The sequence below is a fragment of the Mesorhizobium sp. M7A.F.Ca.MR.245.00.0.0 genome (genome assembly GCF_003997415.1).
In the GTDB taxonomy this organism is placed as follows: Bacteria; Pseudomonadota; Alphaproteobacteria; order Rhizobiales; family Rhizobiaceae; genus Mesorhizobium.
This window is the reverse complement of record NZ_RZTE01000023.1, coordinates 51,185-69,019: the sequence shown is the minus strand read 5'-3', so window position 1 is coordinate 69,019 and position 17,835 is coordinate 51,185. Positions and strand designations below refer to the sequence as shown.

Annotated in this window: 21 protein-coding genes; 10 read left to right on the top strand and 11 right to left on the bottom strand. The window is 63.8% G+C overall.

Features of this window, described 5'->3' with window-relative positions; translation table 11 throughout:
- Positions 1 to 161: 161 nt before the first annotated feature.
- Entirely contained in the window at positions 162 to 998 is an 837-nt protein-coding gene (locus tag EOB80_RS21970; protein WP_127329695.1) for a GNAT family N-acetyltransferase, read from the bottom strand.
- Positions 999 to 1,002: 4 nt separating this feature from the next.
- Positions 1,003 to 2,226 (bottom strand): GNAT family N-acetyltransferase, encoded by a 1,224-nt coding sequence (locus EOB80_RS21965; protein WP_127329693.1) that lies wholly within the window; start codon positions 2,224 to 2,226, stop codon positions 1,003 to 1,005.
- 91 nt (positions 2,227 to 2,317) lie between these two features.
- Here EOB80_RS21965 and EOB80_RS21960 point away from each other — a divergent pair, with 91 nt between their 5' ends.
- Positions 2,318 to 3,376: a polysaccharide deacetylase family protein gene (locus EOB80_RS21960; protein WP_127329691.1), complete on the top strand. Its 1,059-nt coding sequence runs from the start codon at positions 2,318 to 2,320 to the stop codon at positions 3,374 to 3,376.
- Positions 3,377 to 3,391: 15 nt separating this feature from the next.
- Here the strand turns inward: EOB80_RS21960 and EOB80_RS21955 are convergent, their stop codons facing one another.
- Positions 3,392 to 3,607 carry a DUF2842 domain-containing protein gene (locus tag EOB80_RS21955; RefSeq protein WP_013532215.1) on the bottom strand — a complete coding sequence of 72 codons (216 nt, stop codon included), beginning with the start codon at positions 3,605 to 3,607 and terminating at the stop codon, positions 3,392 to 3,394.
- Between the two features lie 194 nt (positions 3,608 to 3,801).
- Between EOB80_RS21955 and EOB80_RS21950 the strand changes: the two genes are divergently transcribed.
- A complete protein-coding gene (locus EOB80_RS21950; protein ID WP_127329689.1) occupies positions 3,802 to 4,893 on the top strand; it encodes a COX15/CtaA family protein in 1,092 nt (363 codons plus the stop codon).
- A gap of 26 nt (positions 4,894 to 4,919) precedes the next feature.
- On the opposite strand, the gene EOB80_RS21945 is transcribed toward EOB80_RS21950, so the two are convergent.
- From EOB80_RS21945 to speB, 3 genes are read right to left on the bottom strand one after another with little or no spacing between them, the layout of a single operon-like run.
- Positions 4,920 to 5,762, bottom strand: a complete 843-nt coding sequence (locus tag EOB80_RS21945) for an aminoglycoside phosphotransferase family protein (RefSeq protein WP_206516831.1) — start codon at positions 5,760 to 5,762, stop codon at positions 4,920 to 4,922.
- Positions 5,759 to 6,685, bottom strand: coding sequence for an N-acetyl-gamma-glutamyl-phosphate reductase (gene argC / locus EOB80_RS21940; RefSeq protein WP_127329685.1), 927 nt, complete (start codon positions 6,683 to 6,685; stop codon positions 5,759 to 5,761). Before argC ends, EOB80_RS21945 begins: the two co-directional genes overlap by 4 nt.
- Before the next feature lie 30 nt (positions 6,686 to 6,715).
- Entirely contained in the window at positions 6,716 to 7,723 is a 1,008-nt protein-coding gene (gene speB, locus EOB80_RS21935; RefSeq protein ID WP_023810267.1) for an agmatinase, read from the bottom strand.
- Between the two features lie 123 nt (positions 7,724 to 7,846).
- Here speB and EOB80_RS21930 point away from each other — a divergent pair, with 123 nt between their 5' ends.
- Together EOB80_RS21930 and EOB80_RS21925 are read left to right on the top strand one after the other, a co-directional pair.
- A complete protein-coding gene (locus EOB80_RS21930; protein ID WP_127329683.1) occupies positions 7,847 to 9,055 on the top strand; it encodes an acyltransferase in 1,209 nt (402 codons plus the stop codon).
- Positions 9,056 to 9,148: 93 nt separating this feature from the next.
- A complete protein-coding gene (locus EOB80_RS21925; protein ID WP_127329681.1) occupies positions 9,149 to 10,207 on the top strand; it encodes a glycerophosphodiester phosphodiesterase family protein in 1,059 nt (352 codons plus the stop codon).
- A 178-nt stretch (positions 10,208 to 10,385) separates the two neighbouring features.
- On the opposite strand, the gene EOB80_RS21920 is transcribed toward EOB80_RS21925, so the two are convergent.
- Positions 10,386 to 11,273, bottom strand: a complete 888-nt coding sequence (locus tag EOB80_RS21920; protein ID WP_127329679.1) for an aldo/keto reductase family oxidoreductase — start codon at positions 11,271 to 11,273, stop codon at positions 10,386 to 10,388.
- A gap of 91 nt (positions 11,274 to 11,364) precedes the next feature.
- Here EOB80_RS21920 and EOB80_RS21915 point away from each other — a divergent pair, with 91 nt between their 5' ends.
- Positions 11,365 to 12,264, top strand: a complete 900-nt coding sequence (locus tag EOB80_RS21915; protein ID WP_127268566.1) for a LysR family transcriptional regulator — start codon at positions 11,365 to 11,367, stop codon at positions 12,262 to 12,264.
- A 197-nt stretch (positions 12,265 to 12,461) separates the two neighbouring features.
- Here EOB80_RS21915 and rpsI read toward each other — a convergent pair whose 3' ends face one another.
- The 4 genes from rpsI to EOB80_RS21895 all read right to left on the bottom strand — a co-directional run bounded on the left by rpsI (position 12,462) and on the right by EOB80_RS21895 (position 14,372).
- Positions 12,462 to 12,944, bottom strand: a complete 483-nt coding sequence (gene rpsI / locus EOB80_RS21910; protein ID WP_023810272.1) for a 30S ribosomal protein S9 — start codon at positions 12,942 to 12,944, stop codon at positions 12,462 to 12,464.
- Between the two features lies 1 nt (position 12,945).
- Positions 12,946 to 13,410 (bottom strand): 50S ribosomal protein L13, encoded by a 465-nt coding sequence (gene rplM, locus EOB80_RS21905; RefSeq protein WP_013532205.1) that lies wholly within the window; start codon positions 13,408 to 13,410, stop codon positions 12,946 to 12,948.
- A 253-nt stretch (positions 13,411 to 13,663) separates the two neighbouring features.
- On the bottom strand, positions 13,664 to 13,915 hold the full coding sequence (locus EOB80_RS21900) for a type II toxin-antitoxin system HicB family antitoxin (protein ID WP_127329677.1): 252 nt from the start codon (positions 13,913 to 13,915) through the stop codon (positions 13,664 to 13,666).
- 10 nt (positions 13,916 to 13,925) lie between these two features.
- Complete coding sequence (locus tag EOB80_RS21895; RefSeq protein WP_127329675.1) at positions 13,926 to 14,372, bottom strand: PaaI family thioesterase; 447 nt, start codon at positions 14,370 to 14,372, stop codon at positions 13,926 to 13,928.
- Positions 14,373 to 14,522: 150 nt separating this feature from the next.
- Between EOB80_RS21895 and EOB80_RS21890 the strand changes: the two genes are divergently transcribed.
- Genes EOB80_RS21890 through EOB80_RS21870 form a run of 5 tightly spaced genes read left to right on the top strand, consistent with a single transcriptional unit; the run spans position 14,523 to position 17,822 of the window.
- Positions 14,523 to 15,344 carry an enoyl-CoA hydratase gene (locus EOB80_RS21890; RefSeq protein WP_127329673.1) on the top strand — a complete coding sequence of 274 codons (822 nt, stop codon included), beginning with the start codon at positions 14,523 to 14,525 and terminating at the stop codon, positions 15,342 to 15,344.
- Positions 15,345 to 15,354: 10 nt separating this feature from the next.
- Positions 15,355 to 15,777 (top strand): VOC family protein, encoded by a 423-nt coding sequence (locus tag EOB80_RS21885; protein WP_127322812.1) that lies wholly within the window; start codon positions 15,355 to 15,357, stop codon positions 15,775 to 15,777.
- Positions 15,777 to 16,553 (top strand): AAA family ATPase, encoded by a 777-nt coding sequence (locus tag EOB80_RS21880; protein ID WP_127329671.1) that lies wholly within the window; start codon positions 15,777 to 15,779, stop codon positions 16,551 to 16,553. Before EOB80_RS21885 ends, EOB80_RS21880 begins: the two co-directional genes overlap by 1 nt.
- On the top strand, positions 16,550 to 17,314 hold the full coding sequence (locus EOB80_RS21875) for a GNAT family N-acetyltransferase (RefSeq protein ID WP_127329669.1): 765 nt from the start codon (positions 16,550 to 16,552) through the stop codon (positions 17,312 to 17,314). Before EOB80_RS21880 ends, EOB80_RS21875 begins: the two co-directional genes overlap by 4 nt.
- Positions 17,301 to 17,822: a CoA-binding protein gene (locus EOB80_RS21870; protein WP_127329667.1), complete on the top strand. Its 522-nt coding sequence runs from the start codon at positions 17,301 to 17,303 to the stop codon at positions 17,820 to 17,822. Before EOB80_RS21875 ends, EOB80_RS21870 begins: the two co-directional genes overlap by 14 nt.
- The last annotated feature ends 13 nt before the right edge of the window (positions 17,823 to 17,835 follow it).

Sequence of the window (17,835 nt, the reverse complement as noted above, 5' to 3'; positions counted from 1 at the left end):
GCAGGCTGCGGTCAAGCTGATCGAGAACGGCTACCCCGACCTCACGCTGGTGACGCCGCTCGGCCACGAACCGCCCGGCAATCCGGTGCCGGGAAGGCGCACTGCCGCTGCCTGAGGGGAGCCCCGGATCGCCGGCGGGGCCGTTCTGCGGTTCGCCCGATCTATCCCAGTTCAAGCGTCGTTACGCCGAACACCCTTCGCAGGTCCAATTCCGGGGCAGGCCCCTTGTACATGCGCGTGGTGGTGAAGGTCGGCGCAAAGCCGGCCGCATCGAGCGCAGTTATGAAGCCGGCGTTATCGGCGGGGACGTCGATGTGCAGCTCGCCGCCCTCGCAGGCACCGGCCAGCCCCTCCAGGAGTTGCAAAGCGATCTCCGTGTCGTCGGCAAACAGCGGGCCGATCTTGAAGCCGGATCGACAGCGGCGCGCCACGCCAAAACCGGTCACGCCGCGCGAACCGATCGCCGCCAGCCCATGATGCGGCTCCTGCAGCCATCGCTTCAGAAAGGTGCCTCGCGGCGCCGGAAAGCAATGGGCGTCATAGGCGACGATGCCGGACAGGAGCTGCGTCGTAATCATCCGCAACCCATCGGCCCTGACCGGCTGGCCTGCCATGCGCCCGGTGAAGCGGATGGTCTCATAGGCCGGCGCGAAGCCCTTGCGCCGGTAATTGGCCTGCTGCTCGGCGACGCCGTCGAGGCCGACAGTCCGGCCCGAGAGTCTTTTCATGCCGGCGTCCCACACGGCCTTGCCGTAGCTCATGCCGCGCATGTCAGGCCGGCAGATGTAGAGGCCGATGAAACCGAATTCGCTTCCATAGGCCACGGCCGAAATTGCCGCGACCATGTCGTCGCCGACAAAGGCGCCGATGAAGCCTTCGGGGTCCGCGGCCTGGAACATCGCCGGGTCTTCATGACCTGGGTTCCAGCCTTCCGCGGCCGCCCAGTCGACGAGAAGCGCCAGTTCCTGCGGGGACAGGGTGCGGATGATCGGCTTCATGGCGTCAGCTATCTTCTTCCGCGGGCGCTGCCTGGCCGGCGGCTTTGCGGCGCAGCACTTTGGTCAGCTTCCAGATCGTCGGGCTGTTCTTGACGAAGGCCTTCAGCCGTGCGCCTTGCCGAAGCGTCAGCGCCAGCATGCGGCCCTTCACGGTCAAGGGGACCAGCACTTCGAAATGCCGCGTTTCGATATCGCACCACAGCCGCTTGTAAGGCTCATCTCCGACCGAAAAGTCATAGACCTCGAAACCGGTCTCGCAGGCTTCCTGGATGTTGTCGAAGAACAGGAAGTCGCCGGGGCTGGCGTGCCCAAGATCGTCCTCGGCGATCGCTCCGAATTCGCAGATCAGGCGTTTGCCCAAGCGGCTTGAACCGGTGATGGCGCGCAGCTTGCCGGCAACCTCGAGCCCGTGCAGCACGAAGGAAGGCCTGTCCTCGGCAAGCGCCTGCATGAACAGCGCGCGGAAGAAGCCGCGTACCTGCGCGTCGCCAAAAACATTGGCGATGCCCATCTTGCGGAAGCGGAGTTCCTTCATCTCGAAGAAGGCGTCGAGCAGCCTGTCCACCCCCTCGGGGGTGCGGGCCTCGATGCGCCGATAGCTGCCCACGGCCTCGAATTTCCGGATTTGCGACCGGTGCTTCTTGCGTTTGCGTTTGCCGCTGGCGCGGGAAAGCAGCGCATCGAAGCCGCCGTCGAGATCGACGGCCAGCGACAGATTGGGGCTGGAAAAATGGTCAAACGATGCGAGCGGATTAGCGACGCCGTCGAGATCGGGCAGCAACCGCTCGAGCGCGACCAGATCGATGTCCGGGCGTGCCTTGGCGATGGCCGCCAGCACCGATCGGAGAGCCGGTATATCCGCCTTGGCCAGCCAGTTCGGGTCCGCGGCGACGAAGTTGCCGTTGGCGTGGCGCCCACCCATGAAGCGGGCGATCCGGAACGGCCGCTTGGCGGCAACCTCCAGCGCCAGCGAGAAAACCGGTTTGCCCTCGGCACTCAGCGTCGCGACGAGCAGGTCCGGTCGTGTCTCGGCTGCCCAGTTCTGGACCCAGGCAGCACTCTGCGCCGGCCCAAACAGAGCCGAGCGGCAGAACTCGGCATAGGCCGCGAGTCCGTCCGTGGACGCCACTGAAATCGACAGGCCGGCATGGTCCCGTGGCAAGGCGCGCGACGATGCCTCGGTGGCCGCAAGCCGATTGCCGTCAAATGACGCGGTTGCGTCAACCATACCTCAATCCTTAGGACGTATTGATCGCGATTTGGGGGTTCGCATAGGCGCATTCCGTGCTTGGATCAGCCTAGGCGCAAAAGGTGAATGAATGATCGACGGCGGGGAGGCAATCCGGAAACTGGCGCTGAACGTCGCCCGCTATACCGGCCTTGCACCGCTGGCCAAGCCGTTCATCGGCGGCATCGGCGCCATCCTGATGCTGCACCGTGTTACCGCGACGCCGGAAAAGCCGGACAGCGTCAACCGGCATCTGAATATCGCGCCCGGCTTCCTTGACGCCATGATCGCGGACATGAAGGCGCATGGCTATGCCTTCGTCTCCATGGACGAAGCCGTTGAGCGCATCAAAGCAGGTGGCAAGGGCGGTCAGTTTGCCGCCATCACCGCCGACGACGCCTATCGCGACAACATGGTCGAGGCACTGCCGGTGTTGGAGAAGCATGGCGCGCCGATCACCATCTATGTCGCACCCGGGCTGATCAACGGCACAGCCGACCTGTGGTGGGACGTTGTCGAGGACATCGTCAACGCGCGCGATACCTTGACGCTGACGCGGCCGAATGGTCCGCTGACGATCGATTGCTCGACCCCCGCGAAGAAGCTGCAGGCCAATGCACGCCTGCACGCCTATCTCACCTCGGAAATGCGCGAGGAGGACCTGCAGGCCGTGTTGCGTGACCTGGCTCGCGCAAACGGCATCGACGCCGACGGCCCACGCTTGCGCACATTGATGAGCTGGGATGAAATCCGTCGCATCGCCGCGCATCCGCTGGTGACGATCGGCGCCCATACGATCAACCACAGCAATCTGAAGCGGCTCTCCGAAGCCGATGCCTGGCACGAGGTTGGCGCCGTGCGCGCCATGTTGCAGGCCGAACTGGGCGAAATGCCCCGCCATTTCGCTTATCCCTATGGCTATGCCAGCGCTGTCGGCTGCCGCGAAGTGGGCTTTGCCCGCGACGCAGGCTATACCTCCGCCGTGACGACGCGCCACGGCGTGCTGCGCGCCGAGCATGCCGGGTTCCTGCACGCCTTGCCGCGCATTTCCGTCAACGGCCGCTACCAGAGCCTCGCCCACATCCGCACCATGCTGTCGGGCGTGACGACGCCGCTCGCCAACGCCGGCAAGATGGTCGTCACCATCTGACGCTGGCGGTTTCGCCTAGCGCTTGGCCCTCGGCTCCAGCATCAGCCATTTGATGATGCCCATCGCCGGCAGCACCCAGAGCAGGCCGCTGAGCAGGAAGAACAGGAAATGCACCCACGGACCCGACTCCGAGAGCCGGGCGACCGCGAAGATCGATGCGACCAGCGCATAGATGATGACCAGCGCCACCAGCAGAAACATTCCGATCAGCTTTTTCAGGCGCAGGGGCATGGTTGGTCTCCTGATCGAGCATGCCGGAATTCGCACAGGCGGCATGGCAGGCTCAAAGGGTATTGGCCTCGCATAGGCCTTGAGGCGAGACTGTGCAACCGGTGAGACGCGGCGCGACGGCGTGCCGCGCCGTATGGTCTTGCCAGCACGGGTGCGATGGTCCACCAATCCGCCAAATCAACCTGGACAAGATCATGGCTGCCATATCAGCTGCCGCGCCACACGTCGCCCGCGACCTCGACCTGCATAACCGGGCGCTGCTGCGCGGCTGGCTCTATGTGGTGCTTCTGGTACTGTTTGCGCTGGTGCTGGTCGGCGGCGCCACCAGGCTCACCGATTCCGGCCTGTCGATTACGCAGTGGAAGCCGATCCATGGCGTGATCCCGCCGCTCAACGATGCCGAGTGGCAAGAGGAATTCCAGCTCTATCAGCAGATCCCGCAATATGCCGAGCTCAACAAGGGCATGAGCATCGAGGCGTTCAAGTCGATCTTCTGGTGGGAATGGGCGCACCGCATCCTGGCGCGCAGCGTCGGCCTGGTCTTTGCCCTGCCGCTGCTGTTCTTCTGGGCGACGCGCCGCATCGAACGCGGCCTGGGAGCGAAGCTGGTGGGCATTCTCCTGCTCGGCGGCCTGCAAGGCGCCATCGGCTGGTGGATGGTGGCTTCAGGATTGGTCGACCGGGTCTCCGTCAGCCAGTACCGGCTGGCGACCCACTTGACACTCGCCGCGCTGATCTTCACCGCCACCATGGTGGTCGCGCGAGGATTGGCGCCGCATTCCGAACCCGCCGCCGATCGGTCGACGCAGAGGCTGGCCGGCTTCATCGTGCTGCTGGCGCTGATCCAGATCTATCTCGGCGGCCTGGTCGCCGGGCTCGATGCGGGCCTGAGCTACAACACCTGGCCGTTGATGGACGGCAAGATCATCCCTGGCGATCTGCTGATCCTCGAGCCGGCATGGCGCAACTTCTTCGAGAGCCCAAAGACGGTGCAGTTCGTCCATCGGCTTGGCGCTTACACGGTATTCGTCGTGGCCTTGTGGCACATGATCGCCACGCGCCGACGGCTGCCTGGCTCGACACATGCGCGCCGCGCGACGCTGCTGTTTGGGGCTGTGCTGGTGCAGGCCTCGATCGGCATCGGCACGCTGCTGATGCATGTGCCGCTGCATATGGCGCTGACCCATCAGGGATTTGCGCTGATCGTGCTGGGTTTTGCCGCCGCACACTGGCGCGGCACCAAGGGTGCTTATCCCTTGCCGGCGGGAATAGCGCTCAGGGGCTGATCTTGAGCTGATCTACCGGGTCCGGATCAGAAGCTTGCCCGTACCGCCCGGATCGCCTTGACGACCGACAATTCGCGGTTCTCCTCGACCGCATTGTCGTCCTCATGATGCCATGACGCCGAGAGGCAACCATAGGCGATGGCATGATCAAGGATGGCGGGTGGTGTCTGGCCCAGCGTTTTGGCAAAAATCCCGGCCATATGCGCGATCCGCTCCGGATCGAGGCAAAGGTCATCCCGGTCGAGCGGGTTGTAGAGCATGTTCGCGGCGTCGAAGCCAGGGTCGCCGACAACGCCCTTCGGATCGATAGCCAGCCAGCCGCGCGGTCCGTGCAGGATATTCTCGTGATGCAGGTCGCCATGCAGAGGCCTGATATCGTGCGGATCGGCCAGCAGCCGGTCGGCAATAGTGGCGGCCTCGACATAGAGGCTCTCATGGCCGGCGTCGCGATCGGCATTTGCCTTGTTGAACAGGCTGGCGAAGCGTTCCCGGAGCGGCTGAAGTTCGGGCGGGAAGGGGTCTTTCCCCTGTGAAAACAGTTTCGCCATCACCTCGGCCGCGATTATGGTCGCGGCAAAGTCGCCCTGTTCTTCGAGAACCTGTTGAAGCAGCGTTTCACCGGCATATTCCAGCAGCATGCTGTGGCCATCGCGGCCGAGCAGGCGCACCGCGCCGTCGCCGCTCCGCCAGGCGAGATAATGTTCGCCGCGCAACTCGTCGGCGACGTCGTCGAAAGGCTTGAGCGCCTTGACGATCGCCGGCGACCCGTCTTCGCGCAAAACCTTCCAGATGCGGCTCGAAAAGGTCTCGGCAATGAGTTCGGGCGCGCTGACTTTCCAGCGCGCCGGAAAGGCTGGCGTGTCCATCAGAGGCCGAGCATCAGGTCCATGTTCTGCACGGCGGCACCGGAGGCGCCCTTGCCAAGATTGTCATAGACCGCCAGCAGCAGGGCCTGCGCCCGTTTGTCGTTGGCAAAGACGTAGACCTTCATCCGGTTGGTGCCGTTGTAGACCTCGGGATTGATCTCCGGCATGCGCTCCGAATGCGCATAGGGCGCCACCTCGACCACACCGCCCTTGATGGCGGCGAAATGGTCGGCAATCGCCGCATGCAGCTCCGCACCGGTCGGCACATGGTCGAGGCCGCCGAGTTGCAACGGCACCACGGTGATCATGCCTTGCGCGAAATTGCCGACCGCCGGCTGCATGATCGGATCATGCGACAGCCTGGCATAGGCCCTCAATTCCGGCACGTGCTTGTGCTGAAGCGTGAGGCCGTAGGGCAGGAATTCCGAGGCTTCCTCGCCCTTGGCGACATAGTCCTCGATCATCGGCCGTCCGCCGCCCGAATAGCCCGAAATGCCGTTGACGGTGATCGGGAAATCCGCCGGCAGCAGGCCTGACGTGACCAGCGGCCGTAGCGTGGCGATCGGTCCCTGCGGCCAGCAGCCTGGGTTGGCGACGCGTTTTGCCGAGGCAATCGCCTTTGCCTGGTCCTTGTCCATCTCGGCGAAACCATACGCCCAGCCTTCCGCCACGCGATGCGCGGTCGACGCATCGATGACCTTGGTGGTGTCGTTGGCGATCAGCGAGACGCTTTCCTTCGCCGCGTCGTCAGGCAGGCACAGGATCGCGACATCGGCGGCGTTGAGAAACTCGGCGCGCGCCGCCGTTTCCTTGCGGCGTTCGGTCGGGATGGAAATGATCTCCAGATCACTGCGCTCGGCAAGCAGCGCCCTGATCTGCAGGCCGGTGGTGCCGTGTTCGCCGTCGATGAAGATTTTCGGTTTCATGGGTTGATCAAATTCCCTGACATTTCAAGATTATATACCCTGCCCTTGAATCACTGCGGCACCATTGTGGTTGCCGTTGTTCAACTCTTCAAGCCGGGCCTTTCGCTCAGCCAGCAGGCCGAGATATTGCATGGCCACCATAGAGCCGGCGATCGCCGTTATATCGGCGTGATCATAGGCCGGCGCAACCTCTACGACGTCGGCACCGACAATATCGATCTGGTTGAGTTGGCGCAGCGTCGACAGGATCTTCGCCGAGGACGGCCCGCCGGCAACTGGCGTGCCTGTGCCAGGCGCGTAGGCCGGATCGAGGCAGTCGATGTCGAAGGTGAGGTAGGTCTTCTTGCCGCCGGTGCGGTCGACGATGGCGTAGGCGATATCGGACGCCCGCATCTCCTCGATTTCATGGCCATGGAGGATCTTGATGCCGAACGTGTCGGGTGCATGGGTGCGGATGCCGATCTGGATCGAGCGGTCGGGGTCGATGATGCCTTCCTTGACGGCACGGCCGACGAAGGATCCGTGGTCGATGCGCTTGCCGTCGTCCGGCCAGGTGTCCTGATGGGCGTCGAACTGCACCAAGGCGAGCGGACCATGGATGGCGGCATGCGCCTTGAGCAGCGGCCAGGTGACGAAATGATCGCCGCCGAGCGTCAGCAGGAAGGCGCCGGACTTCAGGATCTTGGCCGCTTCACGTTCGATCGTGCCGGGTGTCTTCTGGTGATTGCCTGAATCGAGCAGGCAATCGCCATAGTCGACCACCGCCAGATGCTCGAACAAATCGCGTGAGAACGGATATTGCGGGTCGTTATCGAGGATCGCCGAGGCGCGGCGGATCGCCTGCGGCCCGAAGCGGGCGCCCGGCCGGTTGGTGACGGCGGCATCGAAGGGAATACCCCACACCACCGCGTCCGCGCCCTTCACGTCTTTTGTGTATTTGCGGCGCATGAACGACAGCGCGCCGGAATAGGTCGGCTCGAACGCGGCGCCCGTTTTGGAACGGGCGGTGAAGGCGTTGTCGATGTTGTTGTTCGCCATTACGGATCCTCGTTTTTCATCGGGGTGCAACAACTACAGAACCGGCACGGAAGATGCCAGTCACAGCTTGGCGAGACGGAATGGCGCTGCCCGAGTGCCACGGCAAGACAGGATTGTATCATCATGACGCAGACCGCGTTTCTCAACCCCACCCGTGTCGTGGCGTCGGCCCGCACCGGCACGGTCGCCGGCGAACGCTTCCTGGTGCTCGATTCGTGGCGCGGCATCTGCGCGCTTCTGGTGGCGCTGTTTCACTTTCCGACCGCTTCGACGATTTCGCAAAGCGCCTTCATCGGTTCGTCCTACCTGTTCGTCGATTTCTTCTTCGTCCTTTCCGGTTTCGTCATCGCCAGCAGCTACGGCGATCGGCTGAACCAGCCGGAACAGGTCGCGCGCTTCGCACTGGTCCGTTTCGGCCGCATCTACCCGCTGCATCTGCTCATGCTTGCCGCCTTCGCCGGCTTCGAGTTGCTGCGGCTGATGCTGCCGCAATTGCACGGCACCGGGGCTGCCCCCTTCAGCGGAGGCTTCGACCTCGGCAGCCTGCTTGCCAATCTTCTTCTGCTCCAGGGTGTCGGTTTCGAGGATCAATTGACCTGGAATGCGCCAAGCTGGAGCATTTCGGCCGAGTTCTTCGCCTATCTCCTGTTTGCCGGCGTGGTCTTCGTCGCCGGCGCGCGCGCCTGGATATGGTTCGTCGCCGCCGCGGTCACCGCGCCGTTGTTCCTGCTCGGCTTCTCGACCCATCATATGGATGTGTCCTTCGATTTCGGCTTCATCCGCTGCCTGTACGGCTTCTCGCTCGGCGCCTTGCTGGCCTGGTTTCAGCATGATTCCATTGCAGGGGCGCGACAGGCCCTCGTGAGGAGCGGCCCGCGGATGGACTGGACCCTTGCCGAAATCGTCATGGTGACCGTCATCGTGCTTTTCGTCTCGCTGGCGGGCGGCAATGATTTCGGCATCGCGGCACCTCTGGTGTTCGCGCTGGCGCTGTTCCTCTTCGCCCATGAGGGCGGCTGGATCAGTGCCTTGCTGAGAACCCCGTTCATATTGACGCTCGGCGCGCTGTCCTACTCGATCTACATGGTCCACATTTTCGTCCAGGCGCGCCTGATCAACATCGCCGGGCTCGTCGAGCGCAAGCTCGGCCTCGGCCTGATGGGCGATTTCATGCTGCGCGGCCAGCCTGCCACCGGCTTCGGCGCCGGCTGGACGGGAGCATTGGCGATCGTCGTCATGCTCGCGGCCATCATTGCCGCCTCCTGGATCACCTGGCGTTTTGTCGAGATGCCGGCCATGGCGTGGTTCCGCCGGCTCTCGAAACGCATCTGACGCGCACTCCCCGCGAACAACCGCTAGCCGGCTTCGTTCACCTGGATGTCACGAGGGTCGCCTAGATCTCGATCCGGCAAGGAGCGATTCTCGATGCGGACCATCTGGCTGAGCCTTCTGTTTTCCTCGGCACTTGCGGCCTTTTCTGGCCAGTCATTGGCCGGCGAGACCCGCGCCAGGCAGATTCTTGATCGCTTCGAGCACGCCAACCAGTGGCGCGACCACGTCATGGTGGCCGCGCATCGCGCCGGCAGCATGCAGGCGGGCAAGACGCTTTACGCGGAAAATTCGATCGCCGCCGTGGAGGGGTCGATCGCCATGGGCGCAGAAATCGTCGAGGTCGATATCAGGCGCTCGAAGGACGGTGAGTTCGTCGTCATGCATGACAGCTGGCTCGACCGTACCACCACCTGCAAAGGGGAGGTGGTCAAGCGCACGCTGGCCGAACTCAAGACCTGCAAGCTGGTGGTCGAAGGCACCGGTGCGGTGACGGGCGAAACGGTTTCGACGCTGCGCGAGATGCTGAAGGCGACCAGGGACAGAATTCTCATCAACCTGGACAACAAGCTCGAAGTCGGCGACCTACCGGGCATGATCGCGGTCGCTCGCGATCTCGGCATGGCCGAACAGGTCATCGTCAAGGAGAATTTGTGGAACCAGGACAGGATCACAATGGTCAAGGCCGCAATGGCCGCCATCGGCGACGGCTTCGAGTTCATGCCGATCATCGCCGATGACGCGGTGCGTGATGCCGGCTTCGCCCGGACGGTCGGCCATACCTTTTCGCCGCGCGCAATCGAGCTGATCAACTGGCGGGCAGGCGCCGAGACGCTGACCGAGACCGGCGGACCGTTGTTCAGCATGCGCATGCGCGCGGCCGCGGTCAGGGGCAACTGGCACATCTGGGCCGACACCTACGCCATCGCCAACAAGCCGGGCGGCTTCCTGGCCGGCGGCCGCGGCGACGAACTGGCGGTGCAGGCCAGCCTGCCGCGCGAAGTCTGGGGTTTTTGGGCCGATCGCGGCGCCACAATCATCCAGACGGACGAGCCGAAGGCAGCCATCGTATGGCTAACGGCGAATGGTTTTCGCGTGCCTTATGCCAATGAGGCGCGGCCGGCCGAGCCGGCGAATACGGCGAGCATCAATTAGAGGCTCGCCGCTGGAACAGCGATCTCCGCCCTTGAGGGGGAGATGGCCGGCAGGCCAGAGGGGTCGCTGCGCACAGAGCGCCAACCTTCATCTGCCGCAGGAGGTCGCGCCCGGTCGTGCCGACCCCCTCTGTCGCCTTTGGCGACATCTCCCCCTCAAGGGGGGAGATTGGCTAGCTTCAAGCCGCTATCGCCATCCCATCCAACTCCTGAAGCACATCATCCGAAAGCTCCAGTTCGGCAGCCGCGAGGTTCTCCCTGAGATGTCCGACCGACGATGTGCCGGGAATCAGCAGGATGTTGGGCGCGCGGCGCAGCAGCCAGGCGAGCGCAACCTGCATTGGCGTGGCGCCGAGGCGCGTTGCGACGTCCGACAGGGTGGAGGATTGCAGCGGGTTGAAGCCGCCGAGCGGGAAGAACGGCACATAGGCGATGCCGTCGCGGGCAAGGTCGTCGATCAGGGCGTCGTCGCCGCGGTGCGCAAGATTGTACTGGTTCTGCACGCAGACGATCTCGGTGATCCCGCGTCCTTGCGCGATCTGCGCCGGTGTCACGTTGCTCAGTCCTATGTGCCTGACCAGGCCCTGTTCTTGAAGCTTAGCCAAGACGGCGAGCGGCGCTTCGATCGATCCCTCGGCGGGGCCATGGGTATCGAACATGATGCGCAGGTTGACGACGTCGAGCACATCGAGCCCAAGATTGCTTAGATTGTCGTGCACCGCCTGGGTCAGCGCCTCGGGAGAGAAAGCCGGCAGCCAAGAGCCATCGGGCCCGCGCCGCGCGCCGATCTTGGTGACGATGACGAGATCGTCGGGGTAGGGTGCCAGTGCTTCGCGGATCAGCCGGTTGGTGACGTGCGGACCATAGAAGTCGCTGGTATCGATATGGTCGACGCCTTGCGTCACGGCCTCGCGCAGCACGGCCAGTGCCGCGTCATGGTCCTTGGGCGGCCCGAACACGCCGGGTCCGGCGAGTTGCATGGCACCGTAGCCGAGCCGCTTCACGGTGCGGCTGCCAAGCTTGAAGGTGGCGGGGGCGAAGGTGCCGGATTGTTGGATGTTGGACATGATTGATCTCCTTTGAGGAGGCAGAGATAGGCGCTGCCCAACCTCGTGATAATCCGGTACAATCCACACAGGCCGTGCGGAATGGCGAACAATGATGGACCTCAGCGATCTGAACGCCTTCGTGGCGGTGGCGCGCGCCGGCGGTTTTCGCGATGGCGCGCGTGCGAGCGGCGGCAGCGCCTCCGGCTTGAGTGAGGCGGTGCGTCGCCTGGAAGCGCAGCTTGGCGTCAGGCTGTTCAATCGCACGACGCGCAGCGTTGTACCCACCGAGGCGGGCCTTAGCCTTCTGGAGCGGCTCGGCCCGGCGCTGTCGGAGGTGGAGGCGGCGCTGGACGTGGTGAACGGCTTTCGCGACAGGCCGGCGGGCTCGCTGCGTCTCAATGTGCCGGTCAGCGCCGCGCGGTTGATCTTGCCCGATATCGTGCCGGGTTTCCTCGCCGCCTATCCCGGCATCCGTCTGGAAGTGATCGCCGATGAGAACTTTGTCGATGTGCTGGCGGCCGGGTGTGACGCCGGCATCCGCTATGACGAGCGGCTGGAGCAGGACATGATCGCGGTGCCGATCGGACCGCGCGTGCAGCGCTTCGCCACCGCTGCCAGCCCTGCCTATCTTGCTCGTCATGGGCGGCCGCAACACCCGAGCGACCTGCTTGGCCACTCTTGCGTGCGCGGGCGCTTTGCCAGCGGTGCGATGCTGCCTTGGGAGTTCGAGCGCGACGGTGAGGTGGTGCGGGTCGATCCGACAGGGCCGCTGATCGTGCGGATCGGCGGCGCGACCGATCTTGCCGTCGATGCGGCCATCGCCGGCACCGGCATCATCGGCCTCTTCGAGGGCTGGCTTCGCCCTTACTTCGAAAGCGGCGCGCTTGAGCCCATTCTCGAACCGTGGTGGCCGAGTTTTCCCGGACCGTTCCTCTATTATCCCGGCCGGCGGCTGGTGCCGGCCCCTCTGCGGGCGTTCATCGACTATATCAAGGGCGGCAAGGCCTGACCTGTTTATGCCGGCGCCTTCACCCCACCCGGCGCTACGCGCCGACCTCCCCATCGAGGGGAGGTAGGGCGTCGCGCTCTTCTACCTCCCCTTAATGGGGAGGTCGCGCCGCAGGCGCGGGTGGGGTGACTGCCGAGCCGCAAACAAAAAGGCCGCCCGGGAGGCGGCCTTTTCGATTGTCTGAAGCTGCGAAGTGTTTAGCGCTTCGAGAACTGGAACGAACGACGGGCTTTCGCCTTGCCGTACTTCTTGCGCTCGACGACGCGGCTGTCGCGGGTCAGGAAGCCGCCCTTCTTGAGCACGGCGCGCAGCGTCGGCTCGTAATAGGTCAGCGCCTTGGAGATGCCGTGACGCACGGCGCCAGCCTGGCCGGAGAGACCGCCGCCGACAACGGTCGCGACGATGTCGTACTGGCCGGCGCGGTTGGAGGCGATGATCGGCTGGTTGAGGATCATCTGCAGGACCGGACGCGCGAAATAGGTCGCGAATTCCTTGTCGTTGACGATGATCTTGCCGGAACCCGGCTTCACCCAGACGCGCGCAATGGCGTTCTTGCGCTTGCCGGTGGCATAGGCGCGGCCCGACTTGTCGAGCTTCTGGACGTGGACGGGGGCTGCCGGCTGGGTATTGGTGTTGCCGGTGGCGGCGCCCAGTTCTGCGAGCGAGGAAAGCTCAGCCATCTTATGCGACCTTCTTGTTCTTGGCGTTCAGCTTGGCCACGTCGAGCACGACGGGCTGCTGTGCGACATGCGGATGCTCGGCACCTGCATAGACGCGCAGGTTCTTCATCTGGCGACGGCCGAGCGGGCCACGCGGGACCATGCGCTCAACGGCCTTCTCGACGACACGCTCGGGGAAACGACCCTCGAGCAGCTGGCGCGCGGTGCGCTCCTTGATGCCGCCTGGGTGGCCGGTGTGCCAGTAATAGACCTTGTCGGTGAACTTCTTGCCGGTGAACACCACCTTGTCGGCATTGATGACGATGACGTTGTCGCCGTCGTCGACATGCGGGGTGAAGGTCGGCTTGTGCTTGCCGCGAAGATGATTGGCGATGACAGTGGCCAGACGACCGACGACGAGACCTTCGGCGTCGATCAGGATCCACTTCTTCACCACATCCGCAGGCTTCTGCGAAAAGGTTGTCATGTTTTCTGCTCTCGGTTCTGACCTTCATAAGAGAAGGCGTTTCTTGTTGCTTGGATTGTCGGAAGGACGCTGCCCGCCGCCAATAACAAAACGGCGGCCTTTGCGGGCCGCTGCTTCGTGAGGGCTTATAGGCGAGGGTGGTGATCGCGTCAAGGCGCGCGAGAAAGCGGACGGTGAGCAAAGATCATTGAAAACAATGCTTTAAGTGAAAGGTATTATTTTACCACACTGATCTGGCGCGCCGCTGACCAGCTCAGTCCGGAACCAAGACCAAATAGCTACCTTCGGAGAGCGCTGTCCGTACGTCGGGGAGTGCGGCAATCGCTTCGCGGCCGGACGGCTCGGGAAGGGGCATATCTTCCGCCCACAATTGCAATGCTTTAACTGCATTCGGTACGATGTCTTCCGCCCCGTCCGCAGCCGAAAAGCAGCCGGGAATGTCTGGAAAGCGGATACCGAATGCGCTGTCGGGATCTTTGTCGACCAAGGCGAAATAGTTCTTCATTGCGGTTTCCTTACCGCTTCGGCGGGATCGAATAGGTGCCGGTGGCGTGCGCCACCGTTTGCCCGTCCGGGCCGGCAACGATGTCGATGTCGAACACCATCAGGCTCTTGCCCAGCTTCAGGATGCGGCAGTGGCCGTCGATCGGCCCAGCCTCGGCCTTGCGCACGAAGTTAATGTCGAGGTTGACGGTAACGGAAAGCGCATCCGGCCCGGCATGGCTGAGCACGCAGACGTAGCCGCCAATGTCAGCCAGCGTGAACAGCGACGGGCCGGACACCGTGCCGCCCGGACGCAAGTGCCGCTCGCCGGCGTTGAGCCGCACGGTGCAGCCGCCGGGGAACACGTCGATCGCCTCGAAATATTTGAACTGCTCGTTGAGCTGCGGATAGACGGTCTCCATCAGCGCATTGACTTGTTGCGCGGTCAGAACCGGCTTCAAATTGGTTTGGGCGGGCATGTCGGTCTCTCGTTCTGGTCAACCTGTATGGGCGCGGCGCGGCATTTCTGACAACCTTCGTCCCCTGGCGCAAGCGATCGGTGTTGGACGAAACCTGATCCGGTATTAGATACTCTGGCAGCCCCAGGCGGAATCGCGGAGACCTTATCCATGGCCGAAATCCTTGCCATCAAGCCTGCCGCCGTTGAAGGTCCGGTTGTTGCACAACTGGACAAGGGCGTGCTGCGCCTGATGCTCGCCAATCCGCCCGCCAACGCGCTGTCGCTGGCGGTGATGGCGGCGCTGACGGCCGAACTCGAGCGCGCCAAGGCCGACAAGGCCGTTCGCGTCATCGTTTTGTCGGCGGCCGGCAAGGTGTTCTGCGCCGGCCATGACCTCAAGGAAATGACGGCGCGCCGCACTGACGCCGATCATGGCAAGGCCTTCTTCGCAGAGACGTTTGCCGCTTGTGCGACGCTGATGCAGGCCATCGTGCGGCATCCCTTGCCTGTCATCGCGGAAGTCGACGGCCTGGCCACCGCCGCCGGGCTGCAACTGGTCGCCAGCTGCGATCTGGCGATCGCCTCGCACGAAGCGACCTTCTGCACGCCGGGCGTCAACATCGGCCTGTTCTGCTCGACGCCGATGGTGGCGCTGTCGCGCAACGTTTCGCGCAAGCATGCCATGGAGATGCTGCTGACCGGAGAGACGATCGATGCGGCGACCGCCAAGGAGTTCGGCCTGGTCAACCGCGTCGTGCCGCGCGAATACCTGAATCAGATCGTCACCAAATACGCGCAAACCATTGCTTCCAAATCATCTTTGGTGGTCAAGACCGGCAAGGAAGCCTTTTACGCCCAGGCTGAAATGGGCCTCGCGGACGCCTATGCCTATACCGGCCGGATCATGGTCGAGAACATGCTTGCGCGCGACGCGGAGGAGGGCATCGGCGCCTTCATCGGCAAGCGCAAGCCGGAATGGAAAGACGAGTAAGGAGAACGTCATGGAACCGCGCATCTCCATCATCACCATTGCTACCGATGATCTCGACCGCGCCGTGCGCTTCTACGAAGAGATGGGCTTGAAGCGGCATGCCGGCATCACCGATGGGGTCGCCTTCTTCCAGATGGGCGGCGTCATCCTCGGCCTGTTCCCGCGCGCCAGCGCAGAAGAGGATTCCGGCATCGCCTTCGCCGCGGCGCCATCGGCGGTCTACCTCGCCTACAACACTCGTTCCGACGCCGAAGTCGACGACGTGCTCGCCAGGGCGGAAAAAGCCGGCGGCCGCATCGTCAAGCCGGCCGGCCGGGCCTTTTGGGGCGGCTGGTACGGCTATTTCGCCGACGCCGACGGGCATGTCTGGGAAGTGGCGCACAATCCTGCCTTTCCGATCGCGGAAGACGGCACGATTTCGCTACCCGGCTGATGGCCCATCGCAAGCAGCTGACGCGGCTAAAGGCTCCCTATCTGAAGCGCATCCTGCTCGACGCCGAGCGCGTGGCGGACTGGGAGAAATATCCCTGGAACCTGCCGCTGTTTCGCGGCCATGAGTTCGAGCTCGAATTCACCACGCCGATCACCATCATTGTCGGCGAGAACGGCACCGGCAAATCGACGCTGCTCGAGGCGATCGGCGCACTGGCCGGCTATGACGAAGCCGGCGGCGGCAAGGGATATATGCCAGTCGACCATTCCAGCGCCATCGACAAGAGTGGTGCTGCGTTGGCCAACGCATTCCGTGGTCACTGGCTGCCGAAAGTCACCGCCGGCTGGTTCTTTCGCGCCGAATCCTTCTACTCCGTGGCCCGCTATCTCGATCAGGCAGCGCTGGAGTCTGGCGGGGCGCCGCCGGACTTCCTGTCCTGGTCGCATGGCGAGGGCTTTATCCGATTTTTCGAGGAGCGCTGCCGCAGGCAAGGCATCTACATCCTCGACGAACCCGAGAGCGCACTGTCGCCGACGCGACAGATCGAGCTGCTCAAGATGCTGCGGCGCATGGACCAGTCGGGCACCGCGCAAGTGATCATGGCGACGCATTCGCCGCTGCTGATGGCTTGTCCCGGCGCGCGGCTGTTCCGCATCAGCCGCTTCGGGCTCGACCCGACCGATTTCAGCGATACCGATCATTTTCGCATGATGCGCGACTTCTGTACCGATCCGCAGGCGTTCATGGAGGAAGCGCTGCGGGAGGATGACGCGTGAGCGCCGGCGACGATGATCTCAACTGGCGCGTCGAGCAGGCATGCCGCGAAGGCTGGCCGGCGGCGACCGGGGCGGTCTTTGATGGCTGGCTCCTGCGGCGCTCCGGCGGACGGATCCGGCGCCCCAATTCGGCCAATCCCTTGCGCGGCCAGCGTGGCGCGCCTGATGCAGTCATCGACGCCGCCGAGTCCTTCTACATCGGCCACGGCCAGACGCCCTTGTTTCGGGTTCCCGACATCGCCGGCGAGCTCGAAGCCGCACTCGACCATCGCGGCTACCAGCCGGAAGGCGGCACGATCCATCTCCATGCCGGGATCGGCGACCTGGCTGAAGTCCGCGATGAGCAGGTCACCGTTTCGAAAGTGCCGGGCGAGGACTGGCTCGCGGCGCGGTTCCGCATGGGGACCTTTGACGACGCCGAGTGCCGCATCTTTCGCGAGATGGCCGGGCTGATCGTCGGCGACCGGGCGTTCGTATCCTGTGAACGCGACAGCGAAATTGCCGCCTTGGCCTATGGCGTCATCCGCAATGGCCTGCTTGTGGTGGAATCGGTTGAAACCGATGGCCGTTTCAGGCAGCAAGGCCTGGGCCGCAAGACTGTCGGCGGCCTCATCGGCTGGGCGCGGCGGGCAGGGGTTCACGCCGCATGCTTGCAGGTGGTGGTCGACAACACGCCGGCTCGCGCTCTCTATACCTCGCTTGGGTTCAGCCGTGAACTTTACCGATACCACTACCGCAGGAAGCCGCATGAACCACGATAGCTACGACAACACTTACATCGCCGGCATCCTCAATTCGGTGAAGACCATCGCCATGGTCGGCGCGTCCGCCAACGATGTGCGGCCAAGCTATTTCGTGCTGAAATATCTGCTGGCCAAAGGATTTTCGGTGTTTCCGATCAATCCTGGCCAGGCCGGCAAGGAGATCCTCGGCCGGATGACCTATGCGAGGCTCGCCGATATTTCCGAGCCGATCGACATGGTCGATGTCTTTCGCGCGCCGGCGGCGGTGCCCGGCATCGTCGACGAGGCGTTGCGTCTCGATCCCTTGCCGAAAGTCATCTGGATGCAGCTTGGCGTTCGCCATGACGAGGCCGCCGCGCGCGCCGAGGCCGCCGGCATCAAGGTGGTGATGAACCGCTGCCCCAAGATCGAATACGGCAAGCTGTCCGGCGAGATCGGCTGGACCGGCGTCAATTCCGGCGTGCTGTCGTCGAAGAAGCCGCTGATGCGGTCGGGATTCCAGAGTTTCGGCGTGCGCCAGAAGTAGGGCAGTCGCTCAA

Coding starts and splice junctions, on each gene's coding strand:
- EOB80_RS21890 (WP_127329673.1), top strand. CDS start 14,523: ATGGCCGAAATCCTTGCCATCAAGCCTGCCGCCGTTGAAGGTCCGGTT.
- EOB80_RS21885 (WP_127322812.1), top strand. CDS start 15,355: ATGGAACCGCGCATCTCCATCATCACCATTGCTACCGATGATCTCGAC.
- EOB80_RS21965 (WP_127329693.1), bottom strand. CDS start 2,226: ATGGTTGACGCAACCGCGTCATTTGACGGCAATCGGCTTGCGGCCACC.
- EOB80_RS21870 (WP_127329667.1), top strand. CDS start 17,301: ATGAACCACGATAGCTACGACAACACTTACATCGCCGGCATCCTCAAT.
- EOB80_RS21960 (WP_127329691.1), top strand. CDS start 2,318: ATGATCGACGGCGGGGAGGCAATCCGGAAACTGGCGCTGAACGTCGCC.
- EOB80_RS21915 (WP_127268566.1), top strand. CDS start 11,365: ATGATGGACCTCAGCGATCTGAACGCCTTCGTGGCGGTGGCGCGCGCC.
- EOB80_RS21925 (WP_127329681.1), top strand. CDS start 9,149: ATGCGGACCATCTGGCTGAGCCTTCTGTTTTCCTCGGCACTTGCGGCC.
- EOB80_RS21930 (WP_127329683.1), top strand. CDS start 7,847: ATGACGCAGACCGCGTTTCTCAACCCCACCCGTGTCGTGGCGTCGGCC.
- EOB80_RS21920 (WP_127329679.1), bottom strand. CDS start 11,273: ATGTCCAACATCCAACAATCCGGCACCTTCGCCCCCGCCACCTTCAAG.
- speB (WP_023810267.1), bottom strand. CDS start 7,723: ATGGCGAACAACAACATCGACAACGCCTTCACCGCCCGTTCCAAAACG.
- EOB80_RS21880 (WP_127329671.1), top strand. CDS start 15,777: ATGGCCCATCGCAAGCAGCTGACGCGGCTAAAGGCTCCCTATCTGAAG.
- EOB80_RS21950 (WP_127329689.1), top strand. CDS start 3,802: ATGGCTGCCATATCAGCTGCCGCGCCACACGTCGCCCGCGACCTCGAC.
- argC (WP_127329685.1), bottom strand. CDS start 6,685: ATGAAACCGAAAATCTTCATCGACGGCGAACACGGCACCACCGGCCTG.
- rpsI (WP_023810272.1), bottom strand. CDS start 12,944: ATGGCTGAGCTTTCCTCGCTCGCAGAACTGGGCGCCGCCACCGGCAAC.
- rplM (WP_013532205.1), bottom strand. CDS start 13,410: ATGACAACCTTTTCGCAGAAGCCTGCGGATGTGGTGAAGAAGTGGATC.
- EOB80_RS21900 (WP_127329677.1), bottom strand. CDS start 13,915: ATGAAGAACTATTTCGCCTTGGTCGACAAAGATCCCGACAGCGCATTC.
- EOB80_RS21955 (WP_013532215.1), bottom strand. CDS start 3,607: ATGCCCCTGCGCCTGAAAAAGCTGATCGGAATGTTTCTGCTGGTGGCG.
- EOB80_RS21895 (WP_127329675.1), bottom strand. CDS start 14,372: ATGCCCGCCCAAACCAATTTGAAGCCGGTTCTGACCGCGCAACAAGTC.
- EOB80_RS21970 (WP_127329695.1), bottom strand. CDS start 998: ATGAAGCCGATCATCCGCACCCTGTCCCCGCAGGAACTGGCGCTTCTC.